The 12,392-nt window shown below is 72.0% G+C and carries 10 protein-coding genes; all 10 read right to left on the bottom strand.

The genetic code is table 11. The features are described from left to right. The 10 genes from ACIQD6_RS34590 to ACIQD6_RS34545 all read right to left on the bottom strand — a co-directional run bounded on the left by ACIQD6_RS34590 (position 1) and on the right by ACIQD6_RS34545 (position 12,270). Positions 1-312, bottom strand: a complete 312-nt coding sequence (locus tag ACIQD6_RS34590; RefSeq protein ID WP_401890568.1) for a pore-forming ESAT-6 family protein — start codon at positions 310-312, stop codon at positions 1-3. A 44-nt stretch (positions 313-356) separates the two neighbouring features. Beyond that, positions 357-689, bottom strand: coding sequence for a hypothetical protein (locus tag ACIQD6_RS34585; RefSeq protein ID WP_401890566.1), 333 nt, complete (start codon positions 687-689; stop codon positions 357-359). A 127-nt stretch (positions 690-816) separates the two neighbouring features. After that, the gene (locus tag ACIQD6_RS34580; protein ID WP_401890564.1) at positions 817-2,235 is read right to left on the bottom strand and encodes a DUF6177 family protein; all 1,419 of its coding nucleotides are present in this window, start codon (positions 2,233-2,235) and stop codon (positions 817-819) included. 143 nt (positions 2,236-2,378) lie between these two features. Then, positions 2,379-6,356 carry a type VII secretion protein EccCa gene (eccCa, locus tag ACIQD6_RS34575; RefSeq protein ID WP_401890561.1) on the bottom strand — a complete coding sequence of 1,326 codons (3,978 nt, stop codon included), beginning with the start codon at positions 6,354-6,356 and terminating at the stop codon, positions 2,379-2,381. 32 nt (positions 6,357-6,388) lie between these two features. Beyond that, on the bottom strand, positions 6,389-7,651 hold the full coding sequence (locus tag ACIQD6_RS34570) for a MinD/ParA family protein (protein ID WP_401890558.1): 1,263 nt from the start codon (positions 7,649-7,651) through the stop codon (positions 6,389-6,391). 63 nt (positions 7,652-7,714) lie between these two features. Next, the gene (gene eccD / locus ACIQD6_RS34565) at positions 7,715-9,070 is read right to left on the bottom strand and encodes a type VII secretion integral membrane protein EccD (protein WP_401890556.1); all 1,356 of its coding nucleotides are present in this window, start codon (positions 9,068-9,070) and stop codon (positions 7,715-7,717) included. A gap of 49 nt (positions 9,071-9,119) precedes the next feature. Further along, on the bottom strand, positions 9,120-9,425 hold the full coding sequence (locus ACIQD6_RS34560; protein ID WP_401890554.1) for a hypothetical protein: 306 nt from the start codon (positions 9,423-9,425) through the stop codon (positions 9,120-9,122). Between the two features lie 320 nt (positions 9,426-9,745). Beyond that, complete coding sequence (locus ACIQD6_RS34555) at positions 9,746-10,045, bottom strand: hypothetical protein (RefSeq protein WP_401890552.1); 300 nt, start codon at positions 10,043-10,045, stop codon at positions 9,746-9,748. Positions 10,046-10,205: 160 nt separating this feature from the next. Next, positions 10,206-11,099 carry a dihydrodipicolinate synthase family protein gene (locus tag ACIQD6_RS34550; protein ID WP_401890550.1) on the bottom strand — a complete coding sequence of 298 codons (894 nt, stop codon included), beginning with the start codon at positions 11,097-11,099 and terminating at the stop codon, positions 10,206-10,208. Between the two features lie 214 nt (positions 11,100-11,313). After that, positions 11,314-12,270 carry a redoxin family protein gene (locus ACIQD6_RS34545; RefSeq protein ID WP_401890547.1) on the bottom strand — a complete coding sequence of 319 codons (957 nt, stop codon included), beginning with the start codon at positions 12,268-12,270 and terminating at the stop codon, positions 11,314-11,316. Positions 12,271-12,392 lie beyond the last annotated feature (122 nt).

Here is a 12,392-nt window from a genome sequence, read left to right as displayed (position 1 = left end):
TCAGCCGATGTTGTCGACCGCGGCCTTGGCCCGCGACAGCGTCTGCTGCGCCGTCGCGTCGTTCTTCTCCAGCGTCGTCTTGAGCAGCTGGATGATGTTCTTCACCTCTTGCGAGGCGTTCTTCCAACGCAGTTCCTTGGCGTGGTACTCGTCCGCCACACCGTCCGCCGCGAAGTCCGACATCGCCGCGCGCACCTGCGCCTCACGCGCCGCGATCACCTGCTCCAACTGGCCGATGACCGCTTGGATGTTGCCTTGCGCCTCGGTCGACGCACCCGTGTCGTAGGACCGACGGTCCGTGTCACCGGCCATCACGCAACACACTCCCCGTGTGGTTGAAAGGTTCTGAAGAACAATCAGCGGCCGGAGAACCGGGCCGCGTCGAAGTTGCCCGCGCCCATCTGCGTGCGCGCGTTGTCGCCGTGCTCCTGGTCACCGGTCCCGAAAGCCTGCTCCATGCCGGACTGGCCGCCCAGGATGGCCGACAGCGAGGCGTTCAGCTCCTTCGTGATCCCGTCCGACCGCAGCTTGAACGAGTCGAAGGCGACCTTGCCCTGGCCGTTGAACTTGCCCTCCAAGGGCTGCGCCGCGTTGATCAACTGCTGGATCAGCGTTCCCAGGTCGGTACTCGAGTACCGCGACCCCGACATCAGGCTCGTCAGAACCTGCGTCCCCATGTCGAACTTCATCCCACTCCCCCGCACACTCGGACGATCGCAAGCATGTTCATCTCTATCAACTCACATCGCTGGTGCCACCAGCAACCGAGTAGCCGTGACAAATGCCTGACAAATCCGCAGTCCCGTCACTCGCCCGTCACTCGCCCTTCAGGTGCCGCACCAACCGCTCGAAGTCGCTCCACCCCGAAAGGTCCGAAGGATCGCCCGGGAACGGGTAGTACAGCGCCGGGCGGGCCTTCGGTCCCAGTGTGACCGGCCGCACTGACAGCGGCGTGCGCCGTGCGCGGTCGCCCGGCATCGCCCGGACCTCCTCGGAGCCCAGGACAAACGCCACCGGCACGCCAGGGCCCTCGAAGCGGGCCGGTACCGCCAGGTCACGCCGTGCTTTGCGGAGCTGTACGAGCATGGAGCGCAGGGGGTGGCGGGTGGCGAGCACCTCCGCGAGCCGCGGCAGCGCGTCCAACGGCGCTTCCTCATGGGCCCCGTAGCCGAACGCGAGTGTGACGTCCTCCTCCACGCCCGCCTTCGTACGCGTCACCCGGACGCCGGCGACGCCCGGCCGCGCCGGGCTCCCGACCACCACGAACCAGCTCGGCTCGGGCGACCGCGCGTGGGCGACATCGGTCAACCGTGCCGGGGACCAGGGCAGGTTGGCGGGTTCGGCGGTCGCCCAGCCCGCCGGCGCCTCGCCGGTGAGCTCTCGCCAGACCGTCTCCAGGGCGCCGCCGAGCACCAGTCGGTCGTCGGCGGGGTGCACCGTCCGGAAGGAGACGGCCAGTTGGCGTTCACCGGTGTCCGCGAACTCCCGGAACGAGGCCGCGACCGGGGTACGCGGATCGTCCTCGGTCGCGTCCGGCTGCGCGACCGTCGCGAACATGCCCTCCTGCCAGCGCAGCACGGCGCCCGTGCGGCCGTCGTAGTAGCCGTCCCGTTCGTCCTGCACGACCCAGCGCGAGGGCCAGCCGGGCAGAGCGTCGCGCACGGCCGGGGTGAGGGTGCTGCCGGCCTGACTGACGATCTGGAGTCCGCGCTCCGAGGCGGCGGCGGCCCGGAAGGCGTCCGAGAGCCAGGCCGTCATCGCGACCACGGGCCGGTCCATGATGACGACGGCGACCTTGTCGGTCAGGACGTCCACGGCGGGTTGCGCGGCGGCCTGCTCGGGGGCGACGCCCACGCCCTCGGACGGGACCACGGCCACGGAGAGCGCGGCCTCCGGCGGCCAGGCCGTACCGCCGGTCAGCGCGGCGACCCGGGCCGCGAAGGTGCCCGCCAGCCGCTCGGCCTCCGCGACGCCGGTGGTGGCGCGGGCCTCGGTCCACCAGAACGGCACCGGTGGCTCCACGGCCCCGAACAGCCGCGCGGCCTCGCCGGGGACCTGTACGAGCACCGGCGCCTCGACGGCCACCAGCGGCCGGCCCCGCGCGTCGCAGAGCTGTATGACGGCGCCCTCGCCAGTGGTGTCCACCAGCTTGTCCGGGCCGCCGGAGAGCAGCCCCGCGAGCACGCTCCAGGCGTCGGGCATCCGCGGGGTGAGGGCTATGACGTCCTTGGTCATCGGGTCGTACGGTCCTTACTCGGTCTTCGGGTCGTACGGTCCTTGGTCGGTCATGGCGTCGTACGGTCCTTACTCGGTCATCGGGTCGTACGGTCCTTGGTCGGTCATGGCGTCGTACGGTCCTTGGTGGTCCGGCGGTTTCGTCACCCGGGCGTGTACACGGTCTGGATCAGGCGTTGGGTCTGCCCCCGTCGGACGAACACACCGCGTCCGGCGGGCTGTTGCGACGCGTACACACCGGGGAAGAGCTGGCCCTCACTGCGGTCGCCCGCCATGACCACGGCCGAGGCCCCCGATTCGCGCAGCCCCTGCACCAGCGGCTCGAACATGCCGCGCGAGGCGCCGGCGACGCGACGGGTCAGCACGAAGTGCAGGCCTATGTCGACCGCCGACGGGATGTACGGCAGGAAGGGAGCGAGCGGCGACTGCCCGGCGGTGGTGAGCACGTCGTAGTCGTCCACAAGGACCACGATCCGGGGACCGCCGCCCCAGCTGCCGGGTTCCAGGTCGTCCAGGGGGACTTTGTCGTCGGGCATCCGCCGCTCCAGCTCGGTGGCGATGCCCGCGGCCAGTCCCCCGCACATCTTGGAGTTGTACGCGTAGCCCCCGTTGAACTCCTCGGGGACCGCTCCGCGCAGAGCGCGGCGCGGATCCATGACGGCGAAGACCAGCTCCTCCTCGCCGTACCGCTCGATGAGTCCGGCCGCGATGGTCTTCAGCAGGTTCGTCTTGCCGCATTCGCTGTCGCCCATGACCAGCAGGTGCTGGTCGTGCGCGAAGAGGTCCAGCAGTACGGGCGCCAGTGCCGTCTGGTCGAGGCCGATCGGCACCCGGCGGGGTTCGGCGGCGGGTCCCGGCAGCAGGTGCGGCTCCAGGACGTGCGGCAGCACCCGTACCGGCTGGGCGGCCTCTCCGCTCCAGGTGGCGCGCACCTGACGGGCCGTACGTTCCAGTACGGCGCCCAGCTCCGCCTGGTCGGCGAGGCCGTCCGTGCGGGGCAGCGCGACCTGTGCGAACAGCTTGCCGTCGGTGAGGACCCGGCCGGGCTCGTCGGGCGAGAGGGTCTCGGCGAGCTTGCGCTCGATGCTGGACTCGCCGGGGTCGTTGAGGCGCAGCTCGACCCGGGTGCCGAAGTTCGACTGGGTGGCGATGCGGACATCGTTCCAGCGGAGCATGCCCGCGACGACGTGGATGCCGTAGCCGCCGCCGCGCTTGAGGATGTCCACGACGGCGTCGTCGAGTTCCTCGAAGTCGTCGCGCAGTGCGCCGAAGCCGTCGATGACGAGGACGATCTCGGCGGAGGCCAGCAGGGGCAGCCGGCCCGCCGCGTGCAGGGTGCGCAACTGCTCGACGGAGTCGATGCCGTGCTCGCGGAAGAGGTCCTCGCGGATGGCGAGCATGTTCCGTACCTCTTCGACGGTACGGGCCGCGCGCTCGCGGTCGGCGCGGCCGGCGATGCCGCCGACGTGTGGCAGACCCGACAGGGCCTGGAGGCCGCCTCCGACCAGGTCGAGGCCGTAGACGCCGACCTCGCGCGGGGTGTGGGTCAGTGCGAGGGAGAGGACGAGGGTGCGCAGCAGGGTGGTCTTGCCGGACTGCGGCCCGCCGATGACGGCCGCGTGGCCGCCCGCGACGGTCAGGTCGAGGTACCACTCGCCCTGCCACTGCTTCGTCGGGTCGTCGAGCAGGCCGAGCGGCACGGTGAGCCGGCCGCGCCGCTTGGCGAGTTGCATCCCGCGCGGGCCGGCGTCCAGCGGGCCGGCGACCGTGTCCAGCGCGATCGCGGTGGGCAGCGGCGGCAGCCAGATCCGGCGCACGGGGGCGGCGGCGTGCTCCAGTTGTCCGACGATGACGCCCATCTCGGTGGGGCCGGTCTCGCGGCGCCGGGCGGAGGGCTGCTCCTGCGGCCCCTGGTTCTCCAGGTCGGCGAGGGTGTTGAACGCCTCGTACTCCAGGGCGAGGGGACCGGTGTCCTCCTCCTCGGTCCGTCGGACGGGCCCGCGGTAGCCGCCGGACACGTAGCTCGCCTTGAAGCGCTCGTAGTGGCTGGTGTCGACCTTGAGGTAGCCGAAGCCGGGCAGCGGGGGGAGATGGAAGGCGTCGGTGGTGTCCAGGACCGTGCGGGACTCGTCGGCGGAGAAGGTGCGCAGGCCCAGCCGGTAGGAGAGGTAGGTGTCCAGGCCCCTGAGCTTGCCGCCCTCGATGCGCTGGCTGGACAGCAGCAGGTGCACTCCGATGGAGCGGCCGATCCGGCCGATGGACAGGAAGAGGTCGATGAAATCGGGCTTGGCCGTGAGGAGTTCGCCGAACTCGTCGATGACGACGAACAGGTGCGGCAGCGGTTCCAGGTCGGGCCGCCGGTCGGCGCGCAGGGCGGCGTAGTCGCCGATGTCGGCGACGTTGCCCGCGTCCTTGAGGACCTGTTGGCGGCGCTTGACCTCGCCCGCGAGGGAGGCGTGGACGCGCTCGACGAGACCGGCCTGGTTCTCCAGGTTGGTGATGACACCGGCGACGTGCGGCAGGTCCGCGAACGGGGCGAAGGTCGCGCCGCCCTTGTAGTCGACGAGGACGAGCGCGAGGTCCTCCGGCGGGTGCGTGGCGACCAGGGCGAGCACGAGGGTGCGCAGCAGTTCGGACTTGCCGGAGCCGGTGGCGCCGACGCACAGCCCGTGCGGGCCCATGCCCAGCTCGGAGGACTCCTTCAGGTCGAGCAGGACCGGCTCGCGGGAGTCGCTGACGCCGATGGGCACGCGCAGGAAGGCGCGTTCGCCTCGCGGCGCCCACAGCCGGTCGAGGTCGAGGCCGGCCACGTCGTCGATGCCGAGCAGGTCGGCGAAGTCGACGGGTCCGGACAGCGGGGCGTCGATCAGGGACTCGGCGGACAGCCGCAGCGGCGCGAGCATCCGGGCCAGGCCCTCGGCGAAGGGGATGCCGACCTCGTCCACGGTGCCGTGGGCGCTGATCGGCTCCTCCTGGCGCAGGTCCTCGATGAGGACCCGGTCTCCCTCGACGGTGATCCGTACGCCGACGTGGCCGGGCTCCTGGATCCGCTGGTCGAGCAGGTGCAGGACGGTTGTGCCCATCTCGCGCAGGCCGACGGCCTCGTCCGGGCGCGGCAGATCGACGGCGTTCTCGCCGTGTCCGTCGGCGACGACGAGCAGCCGGGAGGTCATCGACAGGGCGTCCTTGCCGGACAGGCCGCGCCGGACTTCGGCGGCGTAGGAGGCGCGGCGGCGCAGTTCGGGGCCGAGCCGGCGGGCGAGCTGCTCCGTCGAGGGGGCGATCCGGCGGGCGGCGACGGGGCCGTCGAACTGCTCGGTGTCGAGCAGGTGCGGCATCCACTTGGCCCATTCCCAGTCGTCGAGCCGGTCGCCGGGCACGGCCAGGGCGATGGCGACGTCGTCGGGTGCGTGGGAAGCGGCGGTCTGCACCATCAGGGCGCGGGCGACGCGCAGGCAGTCCTCGCGGGGACCGATGACGGTGACGTTGCCGACGCGGTCGAGGGGGACGGTGAGCGGGAGTTCGGTGCCGTTGCGGAAGCGGGTGGTCAGGGCCGAGGCCTCGTTGAGCATGAAGAGGTCGGGCGGGGTGAGGACGGTGGAGCCCTGGTCCGCGATCCGCAGGTCGCGTACGGGCATCTCGCCGGTCCCGACGCGCACGCGCAGGAAGTCGGCGTCGACGCGGCGGCGCTCCCACAGCCGGGCCGGGTCGCGCACGATGTCGTAGAGCGCGTGGGGCGGCGGGTTGAGCACGTCGGCGCGCTCGCCCCGTTCGCGTTCCTCGGTGGCGAGTTCCTCGCGGAGGTCCTCCAGGTAGGCGAGGTACGCCTCGCGCTGGGTCCGGCGGGTGCGCTGGGCCTTGCCGCGCTGGGAGAAGACGAGTCCGACGGAACCGATGATGGTGACGACGAGGATGAGTGCGCCGAGAGCGGCGAACTGGCTGTTGCGGACGACCGTCATCATCACGACGGACGACATGACACCGGCCACGGGCAGCAGCGACATCGCGATGTTGCCCGCCTTGCCCTCGGGCAGATTCGGCGGTGCCTCGATGACGCGCGCCTCGGAGGCCGCGGGCGGCTTGACCGTCCGGGCGGGGCGGTGGATCAGTCGGGTGCTCATCTTCGTCGTCCGTCGTCGTCCGTCGTCGTCCGTCAGTGGCGCTTCTGGGAAAGCTGGAACGCGTCCGCCGCGATGCGGGTGGCGGCCGTCCTGGTCGCCCGGGCGAGCAGGTCGGTGCGGATCGCGCCGCCGTCCGCGAGGTGGCGGTCGTACGGCAGGACGTGGACGCTCGTCCCGGTGGACCGGAGCGTGCGCACCGCCTTGTCGGTGTCGATGCCCGAGTGCGGGGCCTGCTCGGTGAGGACCACGACGGTGCCGCCGATCACGTGCGGGGGCAGGCCCTGCATCCACTGGAGCACCGCGTGCGTGCTGGCGACGCCGTCGAGGGTCGCGGGGGTGGTCAGGACGCAGGCCTGGGAGGCGGTCAGTGCGACGCGGGCCACTTCCGCGGGGAGCGTCTCGCAGTCGACGACCGTGACACCGAAGTAGCGGCGCAGGGCGACCATGACGCGTTCGTAGGAGCGGAAGTCCAGCATGGCGCCGATCTGGCCCTGGCTGCCGGGCAGCAGCCAGGCGTTGTCGCGGAGCTGGACGAGGTAGCCGGTGATGTCGAGCAGCGACATCTGCGGCTGGACGATGTCGGCGACGTCCCCGGTGGTCCAGCGCAGTGACTCGGCGCCGAGACGGACGGGCAGCGAGCCGAGGGCCGGGTCGGCCTCGACGAAGAGGACGGGGTCCTGGCGGTAGTGGGCGTACGTGGTGCCCAGCAGGGCCGCGACGGTGGACTTGCCCGCGCCGCCGCGGATGGAGGTGACGGCGATCTGGCGGCCGGTGGTCACCGGCTGCTGGAGGGATTCGGCGGTACGGGAGACCTCGGCGACCTCGCGGGCCACGGATGAGGAAACCGTTCGCCAGATCGCGCGGGCGGCCCGGACCGTGAAGGGTTCGCCGTTGCGGGGCTTGCGGCTCGCTCCGGCGAGACTCGGATCGACCGCGGGACGGGAGTCGGGGGTACGGGTCGCGCGGGCGCCGGTGTGGGCGGGGCCGTGTGCCGGAGCGTGGTTCTGCGGCTGCCGGGCGGCAGGCGGGGTCTCGGGGGCGGGGTGCGGGGGCGCGTACGGGACCGGGACCTCGGGGGCGGGGTGCGGGGGCGCGTGCGGGACCGGGGCCTGCGGGGCGACGGGCAGCGCGGGATCCTGACCCGGGCCGGGGGGCACGGGCGGGGTGGCGCCCTGCCCGGTGGGTCCCGGCCCGCCCTGCCCGGCGGGCCCAGGCCCGCCCTGCGGAGCGGGCTGCCGGCCGCCGCCCCTCAGGTCCCGCAGGACATCACCCTGCCAGTTGTCCGCGTTCGACATGCCTGCCCCCTGCCCCTCTTCATTCCGACCTGCTGCCCCGCGCGGAGCGCCCGCGCGTGGACCTCAGAATTTGTCGAGCAACTGCCCGTAGATGCCGAACACTCCGACGGCCAGCGGAAACAACCCCACCACCCCGACGGACTCGACGAAGTCGGCCATGCGCCGCAGCCGTACCTGCACGTGGTCCGGCGGCTGCATCGCGAGCCCGAGCAGCGGCAGCAGCGCGGCCACGCACAGCACGGCGAGGGCTCCCGCGCCGCCGCCGTGTCCGATCCACAGCATCACCAGGCGTACGAGGAGCAACCCCGCCGCGGCGATCAGCGCCACGACCTCCGCGACCAGCGGGAAGGCCCGCGCCCTCGACAGGAGCACCAGGGCGACGAGCGACGGCAGCACCACGGTCCACACGCTCGGTTCGCCGGCCAGCGTGAGCAACCAGCCGGCCGTCGCGGCGGAGACGGCCGTCGCGATCGTGGCGAGGGCGAGGCCCCGGTGCGTGGCGGCGAGCGCGTCGCCCACCTGGTGCCGGCTCACGGACGTTCCGCCGGAGCGCCGGTCGTCGAGCGCTGTCAGCCCCGAGGCCATCAGCGCGAGGCGGGGCAGCAGGCCGAGCAGGACGACGGAGAACATGGCCATGACCGCGCCGAGTCGGGCCGGGTCGTCCTGGACGGAGGCGGCCACCTCCCACACGGCGGTGATCGTGACAATGGCTGCGGCGCCGATGAATCCGCCGCGACCGAGCGGGGAGAACCAGCCGAGCATGACGAGGGTCAGGACGAGCGCGGCCGCGACGGCGGCCAGTCGTGCGGTCCCCGCCCACTGGTAGGCGTCGGCGGCCGTCCACGCCGTGAGGACGCCGAGTCCTCCGGAGGCGAGCAGGAGAGCCGTGGCCAGGCCCCGGTTCCCGTTCCCGACGCGGGCGCCGAGGGCGCCGGCGGCGAACAGGAGGACGGTGATGACGAGCAGGGCGCCGGCCAGGGCGTCGAGTGCGAACTCGCGGCGGGCGAGCAGTGCGGCGATCACCGCGAAGGCGACGGTCGCCACTCCCGCGCTGCCCCTGCGGGCGGCGGGGCGCCAGCGCCAGGCCTGGAGGTCGAGATCGTCGGCCACCAGGTCGACGACGTCGTGAACGACGGGGGCGGGCGGCGCGGAGTGGGTCCTGACCAGCCGCAGGACCGCGCCGTCGGCTATGCCGGCGCCGGCCAGCGTGCTGTCCTGCGGCAGCGCCGAACCGTCCGACGTCACCAACTGGCGTGTCATGGGCCGCGAGGCGGCACGGTCGTCGAGCAACTGCAGGATGTCCGGAAGCAGCTGCCCCATGGGGGTGTCCGAGGGGAGGACCATGTCGGCCCGGCGTCGCTCGCCGACCAGGGTCACCCGGGACAGTTGCGCTCGGGAAGTCGTTGCTGTGCTCACCACTTGCGGGAACCTATCATCGCGGCGTTACCGCCCTTCAGGGTCAAGGTTGCTACGAATGGGCCGACTTGGGCGACTTCGTCGCCGACGGCTGCGCGTACGGCTGCTCAAGTCCCTGTTGTTGCCGCTTCTGTTCCTGCTCTTCGGCCTTCTGCTTGGCCAGCGTGGCCTGGATGAAGGACCATCCGACGCATCCCGCGCAGAGGACGGCCGCGATGGCCATCCCCGCGAACACCTTCCCGAGCCGTTCGTCCGCAGTGCGTCGCGCCCGCCCCGCCCCGAAAAGCAGCGCGTCGCGCATCCTGCGACGGCGTACCGCCACCGACTCCAGCAGTTGACTGTCGTAGTCCCGTGCCATGTGCTGTCCGTCGCCTCCCCCCGCTGTTTTGCCTGTGCAACATAGAACATCTGTCGCGTTCGGGCACACCCCGGGGGCTCCGCGCGTCGCGGTCCGGTCACTGCGGGGAGAGGCGGGGCGAGGGGGGGGAGAGGCGGGCGACCAGTGCGGTCAGCTCCACGCGGGCCTGCTCGATCTTCAGTCGGACGTTCTTCTCGGCTGGGGCATGGCCTGCGACGACACCGGCAGGAGGCCGACACCCTCCGCCCTGACCGGATGCGGTCCCTGGCCCTGGTGCGGAACGTCGCAGGGCTCGGTTCGCACCAGGGCGGGCCTTCTCGTCACTTGTAGTGGACGTCCAGGGCGTAACCGCGCCCTTCGGCGTAGCACTCGCCCCCGTCGACCTTCCCCGCGCGGCCGAGTTCCTTGAGCTTGCCCTGGCACTCGCCGTCGGTGGCGTACACGCCGTACCGCTCCCAGCCCGGGGCGATGTCGGCCGCCTGTGCGGCACTGGCCCCGCCCATACCCAGAGCGGCTGCGGCGACCAGCGTGTAAGCGATCCTGCGGAACTTCTTATGGCTCTTTTCCTCGGAGTCCGGCCGTGCCGGTGCGACGGCGATCCGTGCACCGGGGCCCTTCATTGGTTCAAGACGATCATCCGTTCGGATTCAGTTCCATGGGTTTCGGATTCAGTTCCATGGGTTGCGGTCGAATTCAGCAGGGCCACGGGACAGGGCCGCGAGGCAGGGCCACGAGACAGGGCCGCGGGAGGGGACGGCGGCATCGCGCTCGATGCCGGGATCACGCACGCAGCCGCAGTTGTTCCAGCACATCGGCGACCCGTGCGCGGTCATCGGCTTCGAGGCCGCGCAGCGGCAGCGGCAGGCTGTGGGGCGGAGTGAGGCCGAGTTGCGCGGCGGCCTCGGCGACCACGCGCAGGGAACCGTGCCGGTCGAAGAGGTCCCACAGCGGCTGGAGGCGCCGCGACTCGGCGCGGGCCTGTCCGGCGTCGCCGGACCGTGCGGCCCGGGTGATCGTCAGTGCCGGTTCGGGGAAGGTGCCGGCGACCACCGAATACCAGGCGTCGCACCCGGCGTTCAGCCCTGTCGCCCCCAGGGGATCCCCGCTGACGCCCAACGTCACCGTCCCGGGCAGGATCTGACGCAGTCGCCGGACGCGGGCCCGGGCCGCCTCGGGGTCGGCGGGCACGCCCGGGATCTTGATGGACGCCACGTGCGGCAGCTCGGCCACCCGTGCGTACAGCTCGTCGGTGAAGGCGAAGTGGGTGGTGCCGGGGTTGTCGTAGACCACGAGGGGGACGGAGAGGTGCGCCGAGACGTCCTCGTAGAGCCCGAACACATCGTCGTGGGTCAGCGGCTGATACGACATCGGTGCCAGCAGCACCCCGGCCGCGCCCGCGTTCTGCGCGTCTTCGGCCGCCTCCAGTACGTGCCGGGTACGCAGCGCGCCGATGCCCACCACGACCGGCGTCCGCTCGGCGTGTTCCACAGCGACGCGTGCCGCGCGGGCCCGTTCCTCGCGGGTCAGGTAGGCGTACGACCCCGTGGAGCCCAGCGCCCCGATCGAGTCGGCCCCGGCAGCGGCGAGCCGGGCGATCAGAGCGGCGAACGCCCTTTCGTCGACGCCGGTTTCAGTGATCGGGGTGAGCGGAAAGGCGCTCAGGCCGGTGAACATGTTTTCTCCCGGATGGCTGTACGGGCGGGTGTCTGGCGAGAGGCGACTCGTACCGGCATCAGGCGGTACGGCGCGGAGATGTGCGGTACGGCGCGGAGATGCCGGGTCATGGCCATGACCCGGAGATGCCGGGTCATCGCCATGCGTGCGTCCGACAACGCGGCGAGGTGCCGTGCCGGACGCCGCGAGCCGGTGAACCTTTCCGGTCACAGCGCTACAGGGGGTTCTCCCGCAGCCAGGTCAGAACCTGGTCGGCGTGCTCGTTCGGCGGGAAGACCGGATAGAAGACGTGCTCGACCGCGCCGTCGCGGATGATCAGCGTCAGCCGCTTGTAGAGCGTCATCCCGCCGGCCTCGAAGGTCGGCAGGTCCAGCGCCTGGGCCAGGCTCCGCGCGGGGTCGGAGAGCATCTCGAACGGCAGGTGGAGCCGCTCGACGACCTCGCGCTGATAGTCGGTTTCCTGGCTGGACAGCCCGAACACCCGGACCGCGCCCGCGTCCAGCAGCTCCTGGTAGTGGTCGCGGAAGCCGCACGTCTCGGGGGTGCAGCCGCGCGCTCCGGGGATCGTGTCCCAGCCGTCCGGCAGGTCGGTGCCCGGGCGCCCGGTGAGCGGGTAGACGTAGATCACCGTCCGGCCCGTGCCGAGCGCGTCGAGGCGGACCGTCGTATCGCCGGTGCTGTGCGGTTCCAGGGGCGGCAGCGCCCTCCCGGGCAGGTGCGCGGCCGCGCCGTCGTCCTCGGGTACGGGCAGGTCGGCCGGCAGGCTCGTGTAGTCGGTCACCAGGTGCTCTCCTTCGTCGGGCGGCGGGACACGGCTGTTGCGGTGGGCGGCCTGCCGCAGGTGCGTGATCAGTGCCGTCCGGCGCACCGTGAGTCCCTCGATGCGCCGGGAGAGCGCGTCGATCGCCTCCCGGTACTCGGCCAGGGAGGCCGGGCAGTCATCCGCGTGCCGATGACCGACCGCAAGGCAGTCCAGGAACGGCCGGGTGCGTTCCACGGGAATCCCGAGCCCGCTGAGGGCCCGGATCTCCCGCGTGAGCCGTACGTCGTGCTCGTCGTAGTCCCGGTAGCCGTTGGCCAGCCGCTCGGGCGTCAGCAGCCCCAGCGATTCGTAGTAGCGCACCGCTTTGGTCGTCACCCCGGCCCGATGGGCCAGCTCACCGATCCGCATGTCTCTCACCTCGACGAACGCTAAACCCTGCCCCCGAGGGTAAGGTCAAGCCGCTTCGCGGACGACCCCGTGTCCGCCGCCTCCCGAGCCGGGTGGACGCCGTTGCGGTTGCGGTTGCGGAC

The sequence above is a fragment of the Streptomyces sp. NPDC088400 genome (assembly GCF_044753355.1).
GTDB lineage: Bacteria > Actinomycetota > Actinomycetes > Streptomycetales > Streptomycetaceae > Streptomyces.
The sequence above is the reverse complement of the archived record's forward strand: the minus strand, read 5'-3'. Positions and strand labels throughout refer to the sequence as shown.